Origin of the sequence: Pseudomonas piscis (assembly GCF_009380155.1) — a bacterium.
GTDB lineage: Bacteria > Pseudomonadota > Gammaproteobacteria > Pseudomonadales > Pseudomonadaceae > Aquipseudomonas > Aquipseudomonas piscis.
Genome location: NZ_WHUV01000009.1, coordinates 69,684 through 92,523, shown reverse-complemented (window position 1 = coordinate 92,523; position 22,840 = coordinate 69,684). Strand labels below are relative to the sequence as shown.

Annotated in this window: 21 protein-coding genes and 1 pseudogene; 10 read left to right on the top strand and 12 right to left on the bottom strand. The window is 64.1% G+C overall.

Annotation, left to right across the window (positions count from 1 at the left end):
* Positions 1–33 precede the first annotated feature (33 nt).
* The 6 genes from GDH07_RS31560 to GDH07_RS31535 form a co-directional block, all read right to left on the bottom strand.
* Entirely contained in the window at positions 34–816 is a 783-nt protein-coding gene (locus GDH07_RS31560) for an N-acetylmuramoyl-L-alanine amidase (protein ID WP_022642714.1), read from the bottom strand.
* A gap of 103 nt (positions 817–919) precedes the next feature.
* Positions 920–3,115, bottom strand: coding sequence for a GGDEF domain-containing protein (locus tag GDH07_RS31555; RefSeq protein WP_152899814.1), 2,196 nt, complete (start codon positions 3,113–3,115; stop codon positions 920–922).
* Positions 3,112–3,990: an endonuclease/exonuclease/phosphatase family protein gene (locus GDH07_RS31550; protein ID WP_022642283.1), complete on the bottom strand. Its 879-nt coding sequence runs from the start codon at positions 3,988–3,990 to the stop codon at positions 3,112–3,114. Before GDH07_RS31550 ends, GDH07_RS31555 begins: the two co-directional genes overlap by 4 nt.
* An 11-nt stretch (positions 3,991–4,001) precedes the next feature.
* On the bottom strand, positions 4,002–4,631 hold the full coding sequence (locus tag GDH07_RS31545; protein ID WP_022642282.1) for a thiol:disulfide interchange protein DsbA/DsbL: 630 nt from the start codon (positions 4,629–4,631) through the stop codon (positions 4,002–4,004).
* 196 nt (positions 4,632–4,827) lie between these two features.
* The gene (locus GDH07_RS31540; RefSeq protein WP_022642281.1) at positions 4,828–5,433 is read right to left on the bottom strand and encodes a c-type cytochrome; all 606 of its coding nucleotides are present in this window, start codon (positions 5,431–5,433) and stop codon (positions 4,828–4,830) included.
* 45 nt (positions 5,434–5,478) lie between these two features.
* Positions 5,479–5,769: a c-type cytochrome gene (locus GDH07_RS31535; RefSeq protein WP_031320879.1), complete on the bottom strand. Its 291-nt coding sequence runs from the start codon at positions 5,767–5,769 to the stop codon at positions 5,479–5,481.
* Positions 5,770–5,961: 192 nt separating this feature from the next.
* On the opposite strand from GDH07_RS31535, the gene yihA reads away from it, so the two are divergent.
* The gene (gene yihA, locus GDH07_RS31530; RefSeq protein WP_085593920.1) at positions 5,962–6,603 is read left to right on the top strand and encodes a ribosome biogenesis GTP-binding protein YihA/YsxC; all 642 of its coding nucleotides are present in this window, start codon (positions 5,962–5,964) and stop codon (positions 6,601–6,603) included.
* Positions 6,604–7,016: 413 nt separating this feature from the next.
* On the opposite strand, the gene polA is transcribed toward yihA, so the two are convergent.
* Positions 7,017–9,803 (bottom strand): DNA polymerase I, encoded by a 2,787-nt coding sequence (gene polA / locus GDH07_RS31525; RefSeq protein ID WP_022642279.1) that lies wholly within the window; start codon positions 9,801–9,803, stop codon positions 7,017–7,019.
* Positions 9,804–9,877: 74 nt separating this feature from the next.
* Here polA and GDH07_RS31520 point away from each other — a divergent pair, with 74 nt between their 5' ends.
* Positions 9,878–10,165, top strand: a complete 288-nt coding sequence (locus GDH07_RS31520) for a DUF2782 domain-containing protein (RefSeq protein ID WP_031320877.1) — start codon at positions 9,878–9,880, stop codon at positions 10,163–10,165.
* A 65-nt stretch (positions 10,166–10,230) separates the two neighbouring features.
* Positions 10,231–11,181 carry a homoserine kinase gene (locus GDH07_RS31515; RefSeq protein WP_152899813.1) on the top strand — a complete coding sequence of 317 codons (951 nt, stop codon included), beginning with the start codon at positions 10,231–10,233 and terminating at the stop codon, positions 11,179–11,181.
* Positions 11,182–11,266: 85 nt separating this feature from the next.
* Here GDH07_RS31515 and znuA read toward each other — a convergent pair whose 3' ends face one another.
* A complete protein-coding gene (znuA, locus tag GDH07_RS31510; protein WP_343038367.1) occupies positions 11,267–12,202 on the bottom strand; it encodes a zinc ABC transporter substrate-binding protein ZnuA in 936 nt (311 codons plus the stop codon).
* Positions 12,203–12,268: 66 nt separating this feature from the next.
* Here znuA and zur point away from each other — a divergent pair, with 66 nt between their 5' ends.
* Genes zur through GDH07_RS31490 form a run of 4 tightly spaced genes read left to right on the top strand, consistent with a single transcriptional unit; the run spans position 12,269 to position 15,059 of the window.
* A complete protein-coding gene (gene zur / locus GDH07_RS31505; protein ID WP_031320873.1) occupies positions 12,269–12,751 on the top strand; it encodes a zinc uptake transcriptional repressor Zur in 483 nt (160 codons plus the stop codon).
* Entirely contained in the window at positions 12,751–13,521 is a 771-nt protein-coding gene (gene znuC / locus GDH07_RS31500) for a zinc ABC transporter ATP-binding protein ZnuC (protein WP_022642274.1), read from the top strand. The genes zur and znuC overlap by 1 nt, the downstream gene beginning before the upstream one ends.
* Positions 13,514–14,302 (top strand): zinc ABC transporter permease subunit ZnuB, encoded by a 789-nt coding sequence (znuB, locus tag GDH07_RS31495; protein WP_022642273.1) that lies wholly within the window; start codon positions 13,514–13,516, stop codon positions 14,300–14,302. Before znuC ends, znuB begins: the two co-directional genes overlap by 8 nt.
* A gap of 37 nt (positions 14,303–14,339) precedes the next feature.
* The gene (locus GDH07_RS31490; RefSeq protein WP_022642272.1) at positions 14,340–15,059 is read left to right on the top strand and encodes a PA5502 family lipoprotein; all 720 of its coding nucleotides are present in this window, start codon (positions 14,340–14,342) and stop codon (positions 15,057–15,059) included.
* 36 nt (positions 15,060–15,095) lie between these two features.
* On the opposite strand, the gene katE is transcribed toward GDH07_RS31490, so the two are convergent.
* Positions 15,096–17,291, bottom strand: coding sequence for a catalase HPII (gene katE, locus GDH07_RS31485; protein WP_343038369.1), 2,196 nt, complete (start codon positions 17,289–17,291; stop codon positions 15,096–15,098).
* A gap of 213 nt (positions 17,292–17,504) precedes the next feature.
* On the opposite strand from katE, the gene GDH07_RS31480 reads away from it, so the two are divergent.
* From GDH07_RS31480 to GDH07_RS31470, 3 genes are all read left to right on the top strand, one after another.
* Entirely contained in the window at positions 17,505–18,512 is a 1,008-nt protein-coding gene (locus GDH07_RS31480; RefSeq protein ID WP_022642270.1) for a methionine ABC transporter ATP-binding protein, read from the top strand.
* A complete protein-coding gene (locus GDH07_RS31475; RefSeq protein WP_022642269.1) occupies positions 18,512–19,186 on the top strand; it encodes a methionine ABC transporter permease in 675 nt (224 codons plus the stop codon). The genes GDH07_RS31480 and GDH07_RS31475 overlap by 1 nt, the downstream gene beginning before the upstream one ends.
* 61 nt (positions 19,187–19,247) lie before the next feature.
* Positions 19,248–20,021: a MetQ/NlpA family ABC transporter substrate-binding protein gene (locus GDH07_RS31470; RefSeq protein ID WP_022642268.1), complete on the top strand. Its 774-nt coding sequence runs from the start codon at positions 19,248–19,250 to the stop codon at positions 20,019–20,021.
* A 212-nt stretch (positions 20,022–20,233) separates the two neighbouring features.
* Here the strand turns inward: GDH07_RS31470 and GDH07_RS31465 are convergent, their stop codons facing one another.
* The 3 genes and pseudogenes from GDH07_RS31465 to GDH07_RS31455 form a co-directional block, all read right to left on the bottom strand.
* Positions 20,234–20,869: an SCO family protein gene (locus GDH07_RS31465; protein ID WP_022642267.1), complete on the bottom strand. Its 636-nt coding sequence runs from the start codon at positions 20,867–20,869 to the stop codon at positions 20,234–20,236.
* Positions 20,866–21,768: a heme o synthase gene (cyoE, locus tag GDH07_RS31460; protein WP_085593933.1), complete on the bottom strand. Its 903-nt coding sequence runs from the start codon at positions 21,766–21,768 to the stop codon at positions 20,866–20,868. The genes GDH07_RS31465 and cyoE overlap by 4 nt, the downstream gene beginning before the upstream one ends.
* 63 nt (positions 21,769–21,831) lie before the next feature.
* Positions 21,832–22,835 (bottom strand): annotated as a pseudogene (locus GDH07_RS31455) (COX15/CtaA family protein); the annotation flags it as partial.
* Positions 22,836–22,840: the final 5 nt, after the last annotated feature.

Below are 22,840 nucleotides of genomic sequence, written 5' to 3'. Positions count from 1 at the left end.
TGGGCAATCGGCGCGGACCGTCCGGCGGCGTCATTATTTTGTCTGGTTGAGGACCTGCAAGATCGCCGCGCTCTCGGCGTCCGGGGTGCCATCGAAACGACCTGGCCGGTAGTGCATCTGGAAGGCCGCCAGGACATGCCGGGTGGCCACGTCCAGCTCGCCGGTCTGCGGGGTGGCGTAACCCAGGCGCGCCAACTGTTGCTGGAACCAGCTGATGCTCGGCAGGCTGGCTCCATAGAACGCTTGCTGGCGTGCCACGGCCTGGGCATCGGGCCACAGGCCCAGGCCCGCCTCGGCCAGGCGCTTCCAGGGAAACAGCGGGCCCGGGTCGAGCTTGCGCAGCGGCGCGATATCACTGTGGCCGATGATGTGCCGCGGGGAAATGTTGTTGCGCTTGCTGATGTCCTTGAGCAGCACGATCAGGTTCTGGATCTGCGCCTCGCTGTAGGGGTACCACAGGCGCCCATTGGGGCCATCGCGAAAGCCCGGGTTGACGATCTCGATGCCGATGGAGCTGGAGTTGAGCCAGGTCCGGCCTTGCCACTGGCTCTCGCCGGCATGCCAGGCGCGGTATTGCTCGTCCACCAGCTTGTAGATGGTGGCGGACTTGTCGTCGCCGATCAGGTAGTGGCTGCTGACCTGGCCATGGGTCAGCAGGGCCAGGGAGCGCTCCATGGACGCCGAGGTGTAGTGGACGATGATGAACTGGGCACGCTGGTCGTAGTTGACTGAGGGATGGCTGGTGTCGATACGCGGGCCGCTGGCGCAGCCGGCGAGCATCAACAGGGAGCAGAAGGCAAGGGCAAGGAATTTCATGGCTGGGAACAGTACGCTTGGGACATTAATGCAACAGTGTAACGTACTGCTCCGCCTATCATGGGCAAAACTGCGACGCCGGGGCCGGCAGGCAACTGGCGTCTCAGCCGGCCTCGACCCGGTTGCGACCGGCATCCTTGGCCCGGTACAACGCCTGATCGGCTCTTTTGATCACCAGATCGCTGCGATCTCCGGCCTTGAAGGCGCTCAAGCCAATGGAAACCGTGACCGTCACCGGCTCACCCTTGAAGTGAAACGGGCAGGCCTCGATCGCCGCACGCAGGGTTTCCACCAGACGCGTTCCCGCTGCCCATGGAGTGTCGGGCATCAGCAGGACAAACTCCTCGCCGCCGAAACGGGCGATGAAGTCGGTACCACGCAGGCGCTTGCGCAGCACGTTGGCGATGATCTTGAGCACCTTGTCGCCCGCCAGGTGGCCATAGCTGTCGTTGATCCGCTTGAAGTGATCCAGGTCGAGCATTGCCAGCAACAGGCTATTGCCATGGCGTTGCCATTGGCTCACCTCATGCTCCAGGCGCTCGCTCCAGGCCGCACGGTTGGGCAGGCCAGTCAGCGGGTCGACCAGGGCCTTCTGCCGCTGCTCTTCCAGGTGCTCGCGATAACCCTGGGCTTCCTGCTCCATGCTCGACACACGTGCCGCCAGGCTTTGCAGGCGGGTGGCCATGTCCTTCTCGCGCTCGTCGCGTTGCTTCTGGTGCTGGTCCATGGTGCCCAGCAGGCCTTCCAGATGGCTTTCCAGAACTTGCTTGAGGTCATCCAGGTCCGCCGCTTCCTGCATGCTGCTTTGCAGGCCATCGACTTGCTCGCGGATCTGCGAGTCCATGGCCCGTGCTGCCGAGCTGATGTCCGCATGCCCGTCGCTGGCAGCCTGCAGGTTGCTCTGGAAGGCCTCCAGGCGCTCGTTGAGCTGCTTGAGGTAATCCTCGAACTCATGCTGGCCGGAGTCGGTGATGGCCAGCATCAACACCGCCAGATCATCGAGGATCGGCAGCAGTTCGTACCAGTTCAACCCATGTTGCAGGCGATCACGCATGGCCTCGGCCTGGGGCCGGTGCCGCTCCGGCAGGCTCAGGTCATCGAGCAGGCCCAGCAGGGTGTGCTCGATGTGCTTGGCCACCGAGCTATAGGACGGCTCGGGGGAGTCCGGCAGGGCATAGAGCACGTCCTGCTCTGGCTGCTCGGGATCGATGGCCGCCAGGGCCTCGGCCATGGCCACCGGCAACGGCAGGCTGTCGAGCAACGCCGCTGCGGGAATGGGCAGCAGCTCATCGGGATTGCTGGCCTCGGGTATGCCGGCTTGAGCCTCGGCTACCGGCTCAGGCGCCACCTCGATTGCCGGTGCCACGGGTGCTGCATCCGCTTCAGGTTCCTGGGCCAGGGCCTGGGGTTCCACTGCTTGTTGTGGTGCGGCCTCTTCCCGAACCAGGACCGGAGGCACAAAGGCCGCCACCGCAGGCTGGGCCGCAACCTCGGCGTCAGTATCGGCAACTGGCTCTGGCTTGGACTCGACACTCGCGACAGGCTCGAAGGCAGGCTCGGGCAGGATATCTACCGGCGCCGGTTCCGCTGCCGCGACGGCGGGGACCTGGGTAGCGCTAATGGTTGCAGGTGCAGCAGAAGTGGGAGCTGGCGTTGGCTCATGCTCCGGAGCCATGTCATCCACAGCGTCTTGAAGCTGAGGCTGCTGCTCCGGTGCTGGAACGGGTAGCGGCGGCGCCACGGCTTCGCTCGCGGGAGCGGTTTCCCCATTGGCATCTCGCGTCCCGAACAAACGTTGCAACAGGCTCGGGCGCCCCGGCTCCACCGGGTTTTCCAACTGGCTCAGGGCCTTGCCCTGCAGGGCGCTCAACTCGCCCAGCAACAATGGGATCTCCCGCGCCTGGCCCACCCGGCCATCCAGTTGCTTGGCGAAAGCCTTGAGCGGGCGGCTGACTTCACGGGGCAGGGGCAGGGTCTGCAACTGGGCGACCAGGGCCGTCAGGGCGCTGCTCATCTGGTCGATGCGGGTTTCCCGGCGCTGCTCGGAATCCAGCACGGCTTTTTCCAGGCGCGGAATCAAGGCCGCAAGGCCGGCGTCCATGTCATCGGTGCGCACGACCTCGCGCATTTCCTTCATGCACTGGTCGACCGCGCGATCGGTGCCCTCAGCCGCCAGGGTGCTGCGCACCAGGCCACGGCGCAGCAAGTCGAGGCGGGCAGCCCAACGGCGCTCGAGCTTTTCCTGTTGCTCGATGCTCTTGAGGTATTTCTCTTTCCAGCGTTGGGCGTCGTCGCTCATTCATCGGTTCCGCGAGGGGCAGGACTCAACGCGGGCAATGCATCGGCCGTGAGCGAACCCGGCAGACGAATCTCTACCGCGACCGGCAGGTGATCGGAAATGGGTTGGGCCAGGACTTCGACACGCTCCAGCGCCAGGCCAGAGCTGAGCAGGATGTGGTCCAGGCAGCGTTGCGGACGCCAGCTAGGGAAGGTCGCCTGCAATTGCGGCGCCAGCAGGCCGAGGTCACGCAGCGGGGAATGTTCCAGCAGGTCGCTGGCGTGGGTATTCATGTCCCCCATCAGCACCTGGTGCTTGTAGCCACCGATCAACTCGCGGATATACGCCAGTTGCCGGGTCCTGGCCCGGGCGCCGAGCGCCAGGTGCATCATCACCACCACCAGCGCTTCCGGACCTTCGCCAAAACGCAGGAGGATCGCACCGCGACCCTTGGGGCCCGGCAGGGGGTGGTCTTCGATGGCCCAGGGACGCATGCGGCTGAGCACACCGTTGCTGTGCTGGGCCAGGCGTCCGAGGTTGCGATTGAGTTGTTGGTACCAGTAGGGAAAGGCACCCAGCTGGGCCAGGTGCTCCACCTGGTTGACGTAGCCCGAACGCAGGCTGCCGCCATCGACCTCCTGCAGGGCCACCAGGTCGAAATCCGCCAGCAGGCTGCCGATCTTCTGCAGGTTGTCCGCCCGGCCGTTGTGGGGCAGCAGGTGCTGCCAGCCGCGGGTGAGGTAATGCCGATAGCGTTCGGTACTGATGCCGACCTGGATGTTGAAACTGAGTAAGCGCAGGCGGCTGTCAGCCGGCAGGCCGGTCGACGCTAAATGGTGTTCGTTGACCTGCGGATCATGCAGGCCAACGATACGTTCCGAGCCCCAGCGCGGCATGGCGGCGGCGCTTACTTGGCTGCGCGCTCTTTGGCGATCAGCTGGTCGGCCACGCTCAGCGCGCCTTCAGGACCACCGGAGGTGCCCAGGTCGAAGCGATACTTGCCGTTGACCACCATGGTCGGTACGCCGCTGATCTGGTAGGCCTGGGCCTTCTTCTTGGCGTCCTCGACCTTGCCCTTCACGGCGAAGGAGTTGTAGGTGCTGAGGAACTTGTCCTTGTCGACGCCTTCGCCAGCCAGGAAGTCGGCCATCTCTTCAGGAGTCGCGAGTTTCTTGCCGCCGTGGATGGCCTCGAAAACGGCCTTGTGCACGTCGTGCTCGACACCCATGGCTTCCAGGGTGATGAACAGCTGGCCGTGAACGTTCCAGATGCCACCGAACATGGCCGGGATCCGTACGAAGTTGACGTCGGCCGGGAGCTTCTCGACCCATGGGTTGATGGTGGGTTCGAAGGCGTAGCAGTGTGGGCAGCCGTACCAGAACAGCTCCACCACTTCGATCTTGCCAGGCACGGCAACCGGAACGGCGCTGCTCAACTCGACATATTGTTTACCGGCTTCAAGCGGCTCGGCGGCTTGAGCGGTCACGCCAAACAGGCTGGCGGTAACGAGAGCGGCGCTGAGGATCAGATTACGCATGCTTTACTCCTGGACGATTTAGGCGCCTCGCGCGACCTGATTTCAGACAGATCATGGCGGGCTTGAGTTCGCTAGTGTAGCGGCTGGCACCATAAAAAAGGGCGGCCTGAGCCACCCTTTATGCTTGCACCGTCAGATTAATCGATCATTAACGTTGCCGTGGCCATGCACCTGCCGGCAACTGATCGCAGCGGCCTCAGTGCAGGCCCTGAATGTAGCTGGACACGGCTTCGATGTCCTTGTTGCTCAGCTTGCTGGCAATGCTGCGCATGACCATGGTGTCGCCGTCGTTGGTACGGGCGCCTTCACGGAAGTCGGTCAGCTGCTTGGCTACGTATTGAGCGTGCTGGCCGCCCAGGTGCGGGAAGCCGGCAGCTGCGTTACCCGCGCCATTGGGCGAGTGGCAACCGGTGCAGGCAGGCATGCCCTGGTCCAGCTTGCCGCCACGGAACAGCTCTTCGCCACGGGCCACGACCTTGGGATCGGCGGCGCCGACACTGCCTTTCTGGCTGGCGAAGTAGGCGGCGATGTCGGCCAGGTCCTGATCGCTCAGGTTGGTCAGCAGGCCGGTCATTTCCAGTACTTGGCGCTTGCCGGACTTGATATCGTGCAGCTGCTTGTCCAGGTACTTTTCCCCCTGACCCGCCAGCTTGGGAAAGTTTGGCGCCATGCTGTTCCCATCAGGACCGTGGCATGCGCCACAGACTGCGGCTTTCGCCTGACCGGCAGCAGCGTCGCCTGCGGCATGGGCAACACCAGTGATGCCCAGGGTCAACAGCAGACTCACGAGTAATTTGTTCATCAGCTAATCCAACTACGGCTAAGGGTTAAGAGTTATGGACCGGGATCACTCGCTCATCCAGTGGATGATGGCTCGGTAATCCTCGGCACTGCAGTCCATGCACAAACCACGCGGCGGCATCGCCTTGAAACCCTGGGTCACGTGTTGCACCAGCGTCTCCATACCTTGCGCCAGCCTCGGCGCCCAAGCTTCCTGGTCGCCCTTGCGGGGCGCCGTGGGTAGTTGGCCGGAATGACATGCCCCACAAACACGGTTGTACACAGCTTCCGGATCCTGTGTAGCCTGCACGCTGTAAAGCGGCATCAAGAGACCGGTAGCCAGCAGCCATTTCGTCATAAAACGACCTTTTCAGGGTTGAGAGCGTGCTGCGTTCTAATGCGCATACAAGGTTTATCGCTCTCGTGAGCTTCATCCTACGCTGGGACAAAGCGCACACAAAATCTGCGGCATTATATACTGGCGTTACTGAAACGGAAACGACACCGCTCGCCGCACCCACCCTCGGCATCGCCCCTATTCGGAAATCCCATGCAACTGAAGAACCCCATCCTCGGTCTGTGCCAACAGTCCACTTTCATGCTCAGCGCCGCCAAGGTCGACCAGTGTCCCGATGACGCCGGCTTCGAAGTGGCCTTCGCCGGGCGCTCCAACGCCGGCAAGTCCAGCGCCCTGAACACCCTGACCCACGCCAGCCTGGCACGCACCTCGAAGACCCCGGGGCGCACGCAGCTGTTGAACTTCTTCAAGCTAGACGACGATCGCCGCTTGGTCGACCTGCCGGGCTACGGCTACGCCAAGGTGCCGATCCCGCTCAAGCAGCACTGGCAGCGTCACCTCGAGGCCTACCTGGGCAGCCGCGAGAGCCTCAAGGGGCTGATCCTGATGATGGATATCCGGCACCCCATGACCGACTTCGACACCCTGATGCTGGATTGGGCCGTAGCCAGCGGCATGCCGATGCATATCCTGCTGACCAAGGCCGACAAGCTGACCTACGGCGCAGCCAAGAACACCCTGCTCAAGGTCCAGTCGCAGATCCGCAAGGGCTGGGGCGACGCCATCACCATCCAGTTGTTCTCCGCGCCCAAGCGCATGGGCCTGGAAGAGGCCTACACCGTGCTCGCCAGGTGGCTGGAGTTGGCCGACAAGGGTGCCGAGATCGAGGCCTGAGGGACGTAGGGGAAATTGCCTGGGGGATGATCAAGCAGGGCAAAAGTGCAGTGAAAAAGCGGAGTTTAGGGGCCTAAATGAGCATTTCCCGCCGCTTTTTAACGCAGCATGGTCGCCACACAGGCAATTTTCAGGCAAAAAAAACCCCGGACTTCATATGGGGAGGGGGAAGTTCGGGGTTCAAGTTCTAGACCGCTAGGGCGGGGTCCAGATATCTGCCAACACTTAACACAACATAGGAGCATTGAAGGGCTTCACCAGCCATTCAGTAACTCTGAGTGGGCGTTGCTCGATTTAGTTCCGGCCGCGAACAAAAACTATTGGCGATAAGTGCTGAAATTTTTCGTGCTAATGGCGTTTCAGGCATTTTTGCCGCGACACTATGCCGCGGCAAAAATCGGTGAAAAGTCCCCTTAATGGGCCTCATCCCAGTTATTTCCCACCCCGACCTCTACCAATAGCGGTACATCCAGGGTCGCGGCGCCACTCATGTAACCGCGAATTTCCTCACGCACCTGGTCCACCAGGTCCTCGCGGACTTCCAGGACCAGTTCGTCGTGCACCTGGAGGATGACCCTGGCATCCAGGCCAGAGGCCTGCAGCCAGTTGTCCACCGCCACCATGGCCTTCTTGATGATGTCCGCGGCGGTGCCTTGCATCGGCGCGTTGATCGCGGTGCGCTCGGCGCCCGCCCGTTCCTGGGGCTTGTTGGAGTTGATCTCCGGCAGGTACAGGCGACGGCCGAAGATGGTCTCCACGTAACCCTGGTCGGCCGCCTGGGCGCGAGTGCGGTCCATGTACTCGCGCACCCCCGGATAGCGGGCGAAGTAGGTGTCGATATAGGCCTTGGCTTGCTTGGTCTCAACGCCGATGTCCTTGCCCAGCTTTTGCGCGCCCATGCCGTAGATCAGGCCGAAGTTGATGGCCTTGGCACTGCGGCGCTGCTCGGAAGTAACTTCCCCGAGCTCGACCTTGAACACTTCCGCGGCCGTGGCGGTATGCACGTCCTGGTTGTTGCGAAAAGCGTTGAGCAGGCCTTCGTCCTGGGACAGGTGGGCCATGATCCGCAGCTCGATCTGCGAGTAGTCCGCCGCCAGCAGCTTATACCCGGCCGGAGCGACGAAGGCCTGGCGGATACGCCGGCCCTCGGCGGTGCGTACCGGGATGTTCTGCAGGTTCGGGTCGCTGGACGACAGGCGCCCGGTGGAAGCCACCGCCTGGTGATAGGAGGTGTGGATCCGCCCGGTACGCGGGTTGATCTGCTCCGGCAGGCGGTCGGTGTAGGTGCTCTTGAGCTTGCTCATGGAGCGGTACTGCATCAGCACCCGGGGTAGCGGGTAGTCGTCCTCGGCCAGCTTGGCCAGGACCTCTTCGGCGGTGGATGGCTGGCCCTTGGCGGTCTTCTTCAGCACCGGCAGGCCCAGCTTGTCATAGAGGATGCTGCCCAACTGCTTGGGCGAGCCCAGGTTGAACTCCTCGCCGGCGATCGCGAAGGCCTCACGCTCCAGGGCCACCATCTTGTCGCCCAGCTCGATGCTCTGCACGCCCAGCAGCTTGTCATCCACCAGCGCGCCCTGGCGTTCGATGCGCGCCAACACCGGCACCAGCGGCATCTCGATATCGGTCAGCACGCTGGCCAGGCTCGGAATGGCGCTGAGTTTTTCGAACAGGGCCTGGTGCAGGCGCAGGGTCACGTCGGCGTCTTCGGCGGCGTAGGGGCCGGCCTGCTCCAGCGGGATCTGGTCGAACGTCAGCTGCTTGGCGCCCTTGCCGGCAATGTCCTGGAAACTCACCGTGGTGTGATCCAGGTACTTCTGCGCCAGGCTGTCCATGTCATGGCGGGTGGCGGTGGAATTGAGCACATAGGACTCGAGCATGGTATCGAAGGCCACGCCGCGCATGCTGATGCCATTGGCCGGGTCGCCACCGATGGCGCAGTTGGCCAGGATGTTCATGTCGAACTTGGCGTGCTGGCCCACCTTGAGCAGCTTCGGGTCTTCCAGCAACGGCTTCAGGGCCAGCAGCACCGCGTCGCGATCCAGCTGCTGCGGTGCATCGAGGTAGCTATGGGCCAGGGGGACATAGGCCGCCTCGCCCGCCTGGACCGCGAAGGACAGGCCCACCAGTTGCGCCTGCTGTGCATCGATGCCGGTGGTCTCGGTGTCGAAGGCGATCAGCTTGGCGCCCTTGAGCTTGTGCAGCCAGGCATCGAAACGCGCCTGCTCGAGGATGGTTTCGTACTGCAATTCCAGCGGCGCCTGCTCGGCCGCGGGTTGCTCAGCAGCGACCGGAGCCGCAGCCAAATCGAGTTCGACACGCTTGGCATCACGCTGCAGCTCGTCGAGCCAGCTCTTGAACTCCATCAGGCTGTAGAGCTCTGCCAGCTTCTCGCGGTCCGGCTCGCGCAGGTGCAGGTCATCCAGCCCCACCTCCAGCGGTACGTCGACCTTGATGGTAGCCAGCTGGTAGGAAAGGAACGCCATTTCCTTGTGCTCTTCAAGCTTGGCCGGCAAGGTCTTGGCCCCGCGAATCGGCAGGGTAGGCACGATATCGAGTTGCTCGTAGAGCTCCTTGAGGCCGCCGTTGACCCCCACCAGCAAGCCCGAGGCGGTCTTCGGACCGATGCCCGGGACGCCAGGAATGTTGTCGGAGGAGTCGCCCATCAGCGCCAGGTAATCGATGATCTGCTCGGGAGCGACACCGAATTTCTCCTTCACGCCCTCCACGTCCATGCTGCTACCGGACATGGTGTTGACCAGGGTAATGTGCCCATCCACCAACTGCGCCATGTCCTTGTCGCCGGTGGAAATGACCACCGGCCGGGACGCCGCCGAACTGCTGCGGGCCAGGGTGCCGATCACGTCGTCGGCCTCCACGCCCTCGACGCACAGCAGCGGGAAGCCCAGGGCGATCACGCTGGCGTGCAGGGGTTCGATCTGCACCCGCATGTCGTCCGGCATGCTCGGACGGTTGGCCTTGTACTCGGCGTACATTTCATCGCGGAAGGTTCCGCCCTTGGCGTCGAACACCACGGCGAAGGGGCTTTGCGGATACTGTTTGCGCAAGCTCTTGAGCATGTTCAGCACGCCCTTGACCGCGCCGGTCGGCATGCCTTTGGAGGTGGTCAGCGGCGGCAGCGCATGAAAGGCGCGGTATAGGTAGGACGAACCGTCCACCAGGATGAGGGGGGCTTGGCTCATGAGTAGGATCAACCTTTTGGGCGGGTCCGGCGCTAGAATAGCGGGACCGTTGACGACAAAGGGACAAGGTTATCATGCGCACACTAAATCGCTTGCTGCTGGCCGGCTTGATTGCAGTCTCCTCCATGGCAGCGATCGCCGCGGAAGACGCCCCTTCGGCCGACCCGGAAGTAACCATTCGCACGGAAGGCGACAAGACCATCCAGGAATACCGGCAAAATGGCTTCCTGTATGCGATCAAGGTCACGCCAAAAGGTGGCAAGCCCTACTTCCTGGTGCGCGCCGATGGCTCCGACGGCAACTTCATCCGTTCGGACCAGCCGGATATGCTGATCCCATCGTGGAAAATCTTCGAGTGGTAAGCCACTCCCATTTCAACTCAATGGCGCCGTCTCGATAGCGGCGCCGGTACTGGCAGTTCTCAACCATGTCTGTGTTCACCCCCCTGGCTCGGCCCGAGCTGGAAACCTTTCTCGCCCCGTACGGGCTCGGCCGCCTGCTTGACTTCCAGGGGATTGCCGCTGGTAGCGAAAACACCAACTTCTTCATCAGCCTGGAACAGGGCGAGTTCGTCCTGACCCTGGTCGAGCGCGGTCCGGTCCAGGAAATGCCGTTCTTCATCGAACTGCTGGACGTGCTGCACGAAGCCGACCTGCCGGTGCCCTACGCACTGCGCACCACCGACGGCATCGCCCTGCGGGAACTGGCGGGCAAGCCGGCGTTGCTGCAACCGCGCCTGGCCGGCAAGCACATCAAGCAGGCCAACGCCCAGCACTGCGTCCAGGTCGGCGAGCTGCTGGGCCACCTGCACGTGGCCACCAAGGACAACATGATCAAGCGCAAGACCGATCGTGGCCTGGACTGGATGCAGAAAGAGGGCGCCAAGCTGCTGCCGCGCCTGGACAGTACCGCCCAGGACCTGCTGCAACGTGCGCTGCAAGAGATCGTCGAACAGAGGGCCAGGATCCTCGCCCTGCCGCGGGCCAACATCCACGCCGACCTGTTCCGCGACAACGCCATGTTCGAAGGCACCCACCTGACCGGCCTGATCGACTTCTACAACGCCTGCTCGGGACCGATGCTGTATGACGTGGCCATCGCCCTGAACGACTGGTGCTCCGATGCCCAAGGGGTACTCGACGGCCAGCGTGCCCGGGCCCTGCTGGGTGCCTATGCGGCCCTGCGGCCATTCACCGCCGCCGAGGCCGAGCTGTGGCCAACCATCCTGCGGGTGGCCTGTGTGCGCTTCTGGCTGTCGCGCCTGATCGCCGCCGAGACCTTCGCCGGCCAGGACGTACTGATCCACGATCCAATGGAGTTCCAGCGCTACCTGGCCCAGCGCCAGCAGGTCAGCGTGGCCCTGCCGTTCGCCCTCTGAAACGCTTCGCGGGCCAGCCGCCCCTGCCATGAACGAGCAGGAGCGGACTGGCCCGCGAAGGATGAAGCCTGTGCAGGAAACCCGGTTACAGCTGCTCCAGGCAACCGGCCAGGTCGTTGCCGAGTTTCTCCAGCACCTGTTCATAGCCTGTCGCGGAGGCCGGGGTATAGCCACCCAGGGCATCCAGCTCGGCCAGCTTCACCGGCAGCCCGGCCACCAGGGTTTCTGCCAGGCGCGGACGCAGGGGCGGCTCGCTGAACACGCAAGTCTTGCCCACCTGCTGCAAGCGTGCGCGCATGGCCGCGACGTGCTGGGCCCCCGGTTGCACCTCGGCAGCGACGCTGAACACCCCGGTGTGCTTGAGGCCATAGGCGTCTTCGAAATAGTCGAAGGCTTCATGGAAGACGAAATACGGCTTGCCGGCGATGCCAGCCAGGCGCGCCTTCAAGCGGGTATCCAGGGCGTCCAGGCGCTCGCTGAAGGCTTTCAGGTTGTCTTGGTAGCGCGCGGCGTTGGCCGGGTCGGCGGCGCTCAGGTCGGCCGCCATGCGAGTGGCAATCACCCGGGCGTTGACCGGCGACAACCAGAGGTGGGCGTCCAGGGTGCCAGGGCGATGATCGTGGTCATGCTCGTCGGCCTCCTCGGCGTGGGCCTCCTCGGCGTGGGAGTGGCTGTCTTCGGCAAAACGCCGCAGCTTCATGCCTGGTAGGTCCTGTACCGCCACCGAGGGCAGGCTGCGGCCCTTCAAGACACGCGGCAGGAAGCCTTCCATGTCCGGGCCGATCCAGTACAAGAGATCCACGCTCTGCACCTTGCGCACATCGGACGGGCGCAACGCATAGTTGTGCGGCGAGGCTCCCGGCGGCAGCAACACCTCGGGAATCGCCACGCCGTCCTGCACGGCCGCGGCGATCAATTGCAGCGGCTTGATGCTGGTCAACACCCGGACCTCGGCCTGGGCCGAACCGATCGCGAACAAGCTGAAGGTAAAAGCGACAAAAAGACGAAAAAGTCGGGGCACGATGGACACTCGAAGAGACGATAACGGGTAACATAATAACGTCTCTCACCAACCTCGTCGCCGCTCATGCCTAAAACACCCCTCGCCAGCCGACCACACGACCACTCTCACTGCGTGCACAACGCACTGTCTGAGGCCGATGCCCTGTGCACGCGGCAGGGACTGCGCCTGACCGCCCTACGCCGGCGGGTGCTGGAGCTGGTCTGGCAAAGCCACAAGCCCCTGGGCGCCTATGACATCCTGGCGGTACTCAGCGAGCAGGATGGCCGCCGCGCCGCGCCGCCGACCGTCTATCGGGCGTTGGACTTCCTCCTGGAAAACGGCCTGGTACACCGCATCGCCTCGCTCAACGCCTTCGTCGGCTGCAACCATCCGGAACACGCGCACCAAGGCCAGTTCCTGATCTGCCGCGAATGCCACGCGGCCATCGAGCTCGAGCAGAAATCCATCAGCGACGCGATCATCGGCAGCGCCCGCGAGGTCGGCTTCGTGGTCGAAGGCCAGACCGTGGAAGTGGTCGGACTCTGCTCGGGCTGCCAGGGGGCTTGATGAGCACTGCATTGATCCGCCTCGAACAGGTCGGGGTGACCTTTGCCGGGCAGCCGGTGCTGGACAACATCCAGCTCAGCGTCGAACCCGGGCAGATCGTCACCCTGATCGGCCCCAATGGCGCCGGCAAAACCACCCTGGTGCGCGCCGTGCTCGGCCTGCTCAAGCCCGATACCGGCAGCGTCTGGCGCAAGCCCCGGCTGCGGGTGGGCTACATGCCGCAAAAGCTCCATGTCGACCCGACCCTGCCGCTGTCAGTGCTGCGCTTCCTGCGCCTGGTACCCGGGGTAGACCGCGCCCGGGCCCTGGCGGCACTCAAGGAAGTGGGCGCCGAGCAGGTGATCGACAGCCCGGTGCAAAGCATTTCCGGCGGCGAGATGCAGCGCGTGCTGCTGGCCCGGGCGCTGCTGCGCGAGCCTGAGCTGCTGGTCCTCGACGAGCCGGTTCAGGGTGTCGACGTGGCCGGCCAGGCCGAGCTCTACAGCCTGATCACCCGCCTGCGCGACCGCCATGGCTGCGGCGTGCTAATGGTCTCCCACGACCTGCACCTGGTGATGAGCACCACCGACCAGGTGGTCTGCCTCAACCGCCATGTCTGCTGCTCCGGGCACCCGGAGCAGGTCAGTGGCGATCCGGCCTTCGTCGAGCTGTTCGGCAAGAACGCACCGAGCCTGGCGATCTACCACCATCATCATGACCACGCCCACGACCTGCACGGCTCGGTGGTGGTCCAGCCCCATGTCCATGGAGAAAACTGCAAGCATGGCTGATTTCCTGCTGTATGCCCTGCTCGCAGGTTTGTCCCTGGCACTGGTCGCCGGCCCCCTGGGCTCCTTCGTGGTCTGGCGGCGCATGGCCTATTTCGGCGACACCCTGTCCCATGCCGCGCTACTGGGCGTCGCCCTGGGGTTCCTGCTGGATGTCAGCCCGGCGGTGGCGGTCACCGTCGGCTGCCTGTTGCTGGCGGTGCTGCTGGTCACCCTGCAACAGCGCCAGCCCCTGGCATCCGACACGCTGCTGGGAATTCTTGCACCCAGCACCCTGTCCCTGGGCCTGGTGGTACTAAGCTTCATGCATGAGGTGCGCATCGACCTGATGGCCTACCTGTTCGGCGACTTGCTGGCGATCAGTCCCGGCGACCTGGCGTGGATCCTCGGCGGCAGCGCCGCTGTACTGTTGCTGCTGGTGGCGCTGTGGCGGCCATTGCTGGCCATCACCGTGCACGAGGAGCTGGCCAAGGTCGAAGGGCTGCCGGTGGCCTCGCTGCGCATGACCTTGATGCTGCTGATCGCGGTGGTGATCGCCGTGGCGATGAAGATCGTCGGGGTGCTGCTGATCACCTCCCTGCTGATCATCCCGGCCGCTGCGGCACAGCGTCACGCCCGCTCGCCGGAGCAGATGGCCCTTGGCGCCAGCCTGCTGGGCATGCTGGCCGTGGGCGGCGGGCTGGCATTGTCCTGGTTCAAGGACACCCCGGCCGGGCCGTCGATCGTGGTCACGGCGGCCGCACTGTTTCTGCTGAGTTTTGTTCTGCCCCGTCGAGGGGTGTAGACTTGCTCGCTTTTTGCGCAATTAGAGAGTCGCAGGAATGAAGCCGTTCGCCTCCCGTTATCTGCTCCTTGTCGCATTTTCCCTGCTGCTGGGAGCCTGCCAAAGCACGCCACCGGCGGCCACCGAGGTCCCCGATGCGCGGGCCACGGCCATCGCACAGCTGCAACAAAGCATCGCCAGCAACGAACTGGCGACCGCCGAGGACCAGCTCGCCGCGATGCAGGGGCAAACACCGGACGATCCGCAATTGGTGCAGTACCAGCGCCAGTTGGCCGAGGCCTATCTGCAACGCAGCCAGATCGTCCTGCAAAAAGGCGATGTGAATGCCGCGGCCACTGCCTTGAGCCGTGCCCGGGCGCTGATGCCCAAGGCGCCGGCGCTGACCGGCGGGGTCAACAGCGCCATCGCTCACGCCCGCAAAGCCGAGCTGGACAAGGCCGAAGCCGCGCTGAAGGCTGCTGAAGCACGCCCTGCCGCCAAGTTGATCGACCCCTCGGCGCCCAGCACCACCATCGCCCTGAACGTCACCGACATTCGCAAGCTGCGCCGGCAGCTCGATGCCTTGGCCGCGGATGTGGTGAATTACCAGTGCGATGTGACCATCCAGGTACCGCGCCGCGAAGACTACCCCTGGCTCTCGACCCTGCTGGGCAAGCGGGTGAAGAAGCTCGACCCCGACTTCCAGCAGAAGATCAGCCGGCAGATCGTGCGCCATGTGCCGGCGCAAATGGTCCTGACCCCACGCCAGGCGCAATGACCGTGGCCGGCAGCCCGCAGACTGCCGGCAACCACCTCAGGCCGGGATCGCCCTGGCCCTGGGTTCGCGACTCCACACCCGATGCTGGGCGATAGCGGCGAAGAACGCTTTCAGGGCCTTGGCATCGCCACCGACGATCAAGCCCTCGTCCACCTCCAGCCCAAGTACCTGCAACAACTCCCGGGCTTCGCCATGCAAGGCGATGGCCTTCAGGTGCCGATAGGCCTCGAGCAGGTAGTGCAGGGCGATCCCATCGCCCGCCAGGGCCTTGATCGACTGGGCGCCACCCGGCACGAACACGGCGTCAAATGCCACCGACGGCAAACCCTCCATCGACGCATCCACTGCCAATGCCTTGCCTTGGGCCGTCGTCACCGCAGCCGAGGTCGGCCCCAACAGCTTGGCATGGGCACCTTCGGCCTTGAGCGCCTTTTGCAGTGCGGCGATTGCCGCGCCGTCGACGCCATTGGCCACCAGCACCGCGACCTTGCGAGTCTTGATATCCCCCGACAACAGGTTGGCCTGGCTCAGGGCAGGCGAGCGCGACAGCGACACCTTGCGCTCGGCCACAGTGCCCTTGGCCGGAGCCTTCAGGCCGAGGTTCTCGGCCACGCGCTTGGCCAGCCGCAGGTCGATATTGGCCAGGATCTGCTGCACCTGCCGCTCGCGGATCTGCGGCCGATCGACCTTGCCCAGCTCGAAGCTGTAGGCGGCGATGATGTGCTCCTGTTCATGCTTGCTCATGCTGTTGTAGAACAGCCGCGCCTGGGAGAAGTGGTCGCTGAAGGACTCGCTGCGCTGGCGGATCTTGTGCGCATCGATGCGCTCGTTGTAGCTCTCGAAACCGCCGTTCTCCGGTGCCGGCGGGGTCTCCCTGGGCCAGCCGCCGTCAATCGAGTTGGGCTCGTAGGAAGCCCGCCCCTTGTCGATGGTGGAGCGATGCATGGCGTCGCGCTGGCTGTTGTGGAACGGCGCTACCGGCCGGTTGATCGGCAGCTCGTGGAAGTTGGGCCCGCCCAGGCGGCTGATCTGGGTATCGGTGTAGGAAAACAGCCGGCCCTGCAGCAATGGGTCATTGGAAAAGTCGATGCCGGGCACGATATGCCCAGGACAGAACGCCACCTGCTCGGTCTCGGCGAAGAAGTTGTCCGGGTTGCGATTGAGCACCATCTTGCCCAGCGGCGTGATGGGCACCAGCTCTTCAGGAATCAGCTTGGTCGGATCGAGGATGTCGAACTCGAACTTGTGCTCGTCTTCCTCGGCGATGACCTGCACGCCCAGCTCCCATTCCGGGTAGTCGCCGATCTCGATGGCCTCCCAGAGATCACGGCGGTGGAAATCGGTGTCCTTGCCCGCCAGCTTCTGCGCCTCGTCCCAGAGCAGCGAGCAAGTGCCCACCGATGGATGCCAGTGGAACTTGACGAAGTGCGAGCGTCCTTCGGCGTTGATCAAGCGGAAGCTGTGCACGCCAAAACCCTGCATGCTGCGCAGGCTCTTGGGAATCGCCCGGTCGGACATGGCCCAGATGACCATGTGCGCCGACTCCGGCACCAGCGAGACGAAGTCCCAGAAGGTGTCGTGGGCCGAACCGCCGGTGGGCATCTCGTTGTGCGGCTCGGGCTTCACCGCATGCACGAAGTCGGGGAACTTGATCGCGTCCTGGATGAAGAACACCGGCATGTTGTTGCCCACCAGGTCGAAGTTGCCCTCGTCGGTGAAGAACTTCACCGCAAAGCCGCGCACGTCACGCACGGTATCGCCGGAGCCTCTCGGCCCCTGGACCGTGGAAAAGCGCACGAACACGGGTGTTTTTTTTCCCGGACCACGCAGGAAACCGGCCTTGGTCAGCGCCGAATGGTCGACATAACTCTGGAAATAACCATGGGCGCCAGTGCCTCGGGCATGGACGATGCGCTCGGGAATCCGCTCGTGGTCGAAGTGGGTGATCTTCTCCCGCATGATGAAGTCTTCGAGCAGCGAAGGGCCGCGAGCACCGGCTTTCAGGGTGTTCTGGTTATCGGCGATCTTCACTCCCTGGTTGGTGCGCAGGGCCTGCCCGGTGGCATCGCTGCGAAACCGCTCCAGGCTCTCGAGCTTGGCGTTGCTGTTGCCCCGGTCCAGGGTGTCGGTCCCCGCGGCCTGGCTGTTCGGGCTGGTGGTTTTCTTGGTACTCATCAGACACATACTCCTCGTTGGCGAAATCCCTGGCGTGCCTGGGCTTCGCGGGCGGATGCGCCGAGGCACGGCACCTGGGCGCTTTCGAGTGGCTTAGGTAGTGACTGGGGAGTCGCCGCGAGCGTTCCTTTTTTATGACCTTTGATCGCGTTATTGCCAAATGGCAGGATGATTACGAAATAAATGCTAAGAACCTCTATACGGACAGGCTAAAATGCGCGCCCGGCTAACCGCTGACCCCTTTCTAACGCGCCTCACAAGGTTCGCTACGTGATCGAGTTTCAAAACGTCCATAAAACCTACCGGGTCGCCGGTAGGGATATTCCCGCGCTGCACCCGACCAGTCTTCGGGTCGAGGCTGGCCAGGTCTTCGGCCTGATCGGTCACTCCGGCGCGGGCAAGAGCACCCTGCTACGCCTGATCAACCGCCTGGAAAACCCCAGCGGCGGCAGGATCATCGTCGACAACGAGGAAATCACCGCGCTGGACGCCGGCGGCCTGCGCCGCTTCCGCCAGCAGGTCGGGATGATCTTCCAGCACTTCAACCTGCTGGCCTCCAAGACCGTGGCCGATAACGTGGCCCTGCCGCTGCAGCTCTCCGGCGAGCTGTCGCGGACCGAGATCGACCAGCGCGTCACCGAACTGCTGGCCCGCGTGGGCCTGGCCGACCATGCCCGCAAGTACCCGGCGCAGCTGTCCGGCGGCCAGAAGCAGCGCGTCGGCATCGCCCGCGCCCTGGCCACCAAGCCCAAGATCCTGCTGTGCGACGAGGCCACCAGCGCCCTGGACCCACAGACCACGGCCTCGGTCCTGCAACTGCTGGCCGAGATCAACCGCGAGCTGAAGCTGACCATCGTCCTGATCACCCACGAGATGGACGTGATCCGTCGCGTCTGCGACCAGGTGGCGGTGATGGACGCCGGCATGATCGTCGAGCAAGGCGATGTGGCCCAGGTGTTCCTGCATCCCAAGCACCCGACCACCAAGCGCTTCGTCCAGGAAGACGAACAGATCGACGAGAACGAACAGCGCGATGACTTCGCCCATGTACCGGGACGCATCGTGCGCCTGACCTTCCAGGGCGAGTCCACCTATGCACCGCTGCTGGGCACCGTGGCCCGGGAGACGGGGGTCGACTACAGCATTCTCGCCGGACGCATCGACCGCATCAAAGACACCCCTTACGGGCAATTGACCCTGGCCATCTCCGGCGGCGACATGGAAGCGGCCTTCGCCCGCTTCGCCGCGGCGGACGTCCACATGGAGGTGCTGCGCTAATGGAAGGACTACTGAGTTACTTCGACAATATCGACTGGGTCGACATCGGCATCGCCACCAGCGACACCATGATCATGCTCAGCACATCCCTGTTTTTCACCGTACTGGTGGGCTTGCCGCTGGGGGTCCTGCTGTTCCTGTGCAGCCCCAAGCAGCTGCTGGAACAGAAAGCCGTGTATTCGGTGCTGGGCTTCGTGGTCAACGCCATACGCTCGTTGCCATTCATCATCCTGCTGATTGTGATGATCCCCACCACCATCCTGATCACCGGCACCTCCCTGGGAGTGGCTGGTGCGATCCCGCCGCTGGTGGTGGGGGCCTCGACCTTCTTCGCCCGCCTGGTGGAAACCGCACTGCGCGAAGTGGACCGGGGCATCATCGAGGCGACCCAGGCCATGGGCGCCACGACCCGGCAGATCATCATGAACGCCCTGCTGCCAGAAGCCCGTCCGGGCATCATCGCGGCCATCACCGTCACCGCCATCGCCCTGGTCGGCTATACCGCCATGGCCGGCGTGGTGGGTGCGGGGGGCCTGGGCGACCTGGCCATTCGTTATGGCTACCAGCGTTTCCAGGATGATGTGATGTCGGTCACCGTGGTGCTGCTGATCGTGCTGGTTCAGGTTCTGCAGATCATCGGCGATAAGCTGGTAGTGCACTTTTCCCGTAAATAAACGCAATCGCCGGCTGGCCGGCAGGCGCCCGGGGTCGGGCGACTTACAAGGAGCTTGTTCGATGAAAAAACTACTCGTCGCTTTCGCAGCCGTGGCCGCGTTCTCCGCGCATGCCGCCCAAACCCTGACCGTGGCCGCCACGCCGGTGCCCCACGCCGAGATCCTGGAGTTCGTAAAACCGGCCCTGGCCAAGGAAGGCGTGGACCTGAAGGTCAAGGTCTTCACCGACTACGTGCAGCCCAACGTGCAGGTGGCCGAGAAGCGCCTGGACGCCAACTTCTTCCAGCACCAGCCGTACCTGGATGAGTTCAACAAGGCCAAGGGCACCCAGCTGGTGAGCGTCGCCGGCGTGCACGTCGAACCCCTGGGCGCCTACTCGAGCAAATACAAGCAACTGTCGGAGCTGCCCAACGGCGCCACCGTGGTCGTGCCCAACGACGCCACCAACGGCGGCCGCGCCCTGTTGCTGCTGGACAAGGCCGGCGTGATCAAGCTCAAGGACGCCAACAACATCCTGGCCACCGTCAAGGACATCAGCGAGAACACCAAGGGCCTGAAATTCCGCGAGCTGGAAGCCGCCACCATCCCGCGCGTGCTGACCCAGGTCGACCTGGCCCTGATCAACACCAACTATGCCCTGGAAGCCAAGCTGGATCCGGCCAAGGACGCCCTGGTGATCGAAGGCAAGGACTCGCCTTACGTGAACATCCTGGTGGCCCGTGCTGACGACAAGGACTCGGACGCCATGAAGAAGCTGGTTGCCGCCCTGCACAGCCCAGAGGTGAAGAAGTTCATCGAAGAGAAGTACAAGGGCGCGATCGTGCCGGCGTTCTGATCGACTCGCAGAAACAGCAACGGGGCGCCTTGGGGCGCCCCGTTGCGTTTCAGGCATTGCACCGGCGGCGTGTAGCCGCATCCTGAAGTCCCGGCACGCTTCGTGTAGCCGCTGCCGAAGGCTGCGTACGGCCTCGCAGAGAACGCGACCTGGCGATCCTGAAGGCGCTGCGCGCCTTGGCGCAGCCTGCGGCAGCGGCTACAGGGCAAGCATTACTTGCGTTGCACCATCGCCGGTAGTTGGGCCACCAGCTTCTGGTTGTTCAATGGCGCGCGGATGAAGCCACGCTGGTTGCCGTCCGGGCCGATCACCGCCAGGTTGCCGCTGTGGTCCACGGTGTAATTGGGCTTGCTGGTGTCGGCGGGAATGAAGGGAATGCTCACGGCATTGGCGAGCTTCTGCAGGTCTTCCACCGAAGAGGCGGTCAGGCCCTTGAAGTCCTTGTCGAAGTAACCCAGGTACTGCTTGAGCTGCTGTGGGGTATCGCGGTTGGGGTCGACGCTGACCAGCACCACCTGCATCTGGTCCACCACCTCCTTGGGCAGTTCGCTCTTGATCTGGCGCAGCTGGGCCAGGGTGGTGGGGCAGATATCCGGGCAGAAGGTGTAGCCGAAGAACAGCAGCGACCACTTGCCCTTGAGCTCGTCCACCACCACTGGCTGGCCATCCTGGTCGAGCATCTTCACCGCAGGCAGGGTGCGGCTCTGGGGCAGCATGATGATACCGGCGTCGATCAGCGCGGTAGGGTCGCCCTGGCCTTTGCCGGACAGGACTTTGTTGACGGTCAGCCCCAGGATCAGGGCTACCACGGCAACGAGGATGAAGACGGTTTTCTGGGTTCTGGTCATAGGTTCAACAGTAGGTAGTGGTCTACGAGCAAGGCGATGAACAGCAGGAACAAGTAGTAGATAGAGTACTTGAAGGTATCGATCGCCGCGTGTGGTCGAGTGCCACGGTACAGCACCCACGCCCATTGCAGGAAGCGCCCGCCCAGGATCAGGGCACAGGCCAGGTACAGCACGCCGCTCATGTGGATCACGAAGGGCAGCAGGCTCACCGCCAGCAGGGCGAAGGTGTAGAGCAGGATATGCACCTTGGTGTACTGCTCGCCGTGGGTCACCGGCAGCATCGGGATATCGGCCTTGGCGTATTCCTCCTTGCGATGGATGGCCAGGGCCCAGAAATGCGGTGGGGTCCAGGCGAAGATGATCAACACCAGCAGCAGCGGCTCGGCACTCAGGTGGCCAGTGGCGGCAACCCAGCCCAGCAGCGGCGGGGCGGCGCCCGCCAAACCGCCGATGACGATGTTCTGCGGCGTCGCGCGCTTGAGAAAGCCGGTGTAGACCACCGCGTAGCCCAGCAGCGAGGCGAGGGTCAGCCAGGCCGTGAGCGGGTTGGTGAAGGCCAGCAGCAACGCCTGCCCGGCCAGGGCCAAAAGCAGGGCGAAGGCCAGGGCGGCCCGGGGCGAGACCCGGCCCTCGGCCAGTGGACGCTTGTGGGTGCGGGCCATCTGCGCATCGATGCGCCGGTCCACCACGTGGTTGACTGCCGCCGCGCCTCCCGCGCACAGGCCGATGCCCAGGTTGCCGAACACCAGCACGGTCCAGGGCACCCCGGCCCGGGTGGCGAGGAACATGCCCACCAGGGAGGTGATCAGCATCAGCACCACCACCTTGGGCTTGGTCAGTTCCAGGTAATCGCGCCATAGCGCCTGGGGGTGCTGGCGGGTGCCGATCAGAGTCGCCATGGCATCTCTCCTTTGATAGTGACAAGACCAGACACCGGCTTGCGTGGGCTGAGCCGCCAGCCCAGGGGCCGGCGCTCGCGGACCTGCACCAGGCTGGTCCGGGCGTGATAGTTGACCAGTACCAGGGTCAGCAACAAGGCAGCGCCGCCGGCGTTGTGAGCCACGGCCACCGGCAGCGGCAAGTGCAGCAGGACGTTGCTCACGCCCAGGCCGACCTGGGTCGCCAGCGCCACCAGTACCAAGGCGGCCAGACGGCTCATGCCCACCTGGCGCAACTGCCAGGCCAGCCCCAGCAGCACCAGGCTCACCAGTACCGCGCCCAGGCGGTGGGTCATGTGGATCGCGGTACGGGCGTCGCTATCCAGCTGCCCGCCCAGGTAATTGGGGCCAATGTGCTGGGTCAGGTGGAAGCCATTGGCGAAATCCATCTGCGGCCACCATTGCCCATGGCAAGTGGGCAGGTCGATACACGCCACCGCCGCATAGTTGGAGCTGACCCAGCCGCCCAGGGCGATCTGCCCGATCACCAGCACCAGGGCGGCCGTGGCCCAGTGCTGCAGGCGCCGCGGCACGATCAGCGCCGGCAGCACCCCGGACAAGCGCAGGGTCAGCAGGAACAGCAGGCTCAGGGTGGCGAAGCCGCCGAGCAAATGCGCGGTCACCACCTGGGGCCAGAGCTTGAGGGTCACGGTCCACATGCCGAAGGCGGCCTGGGCGAACACCACCGCCAGAAGGAACAGCGGCAGCTTAAGCGGCTGCCCGGGATAACGCCGATGGGTCCAGGAACGCGCGGCCAGGAGCACGATCAACAGCCCCAGGGTGCCGGCGAAATAACGGTGGATCATCTCGTTCCAGCCCTTGTGCGCCTCCACCGGCGCCTCGGGAAAGTGCAGCTCGGCATGGGCCAGCTGGGCCTCGCTCTTCGGCACGCTGATGAAGCCGTAGCAACCGGGCCAGTCGGGACAACCGAGGCCGGCATGGGTCAGCCGGGTATAGGCCCCCAGCAGCACCACGATCAACGCCAGCAGGGTGGCGAACAAGGCAAGGCGAAATCCAGGTTTGGCCATGTCGA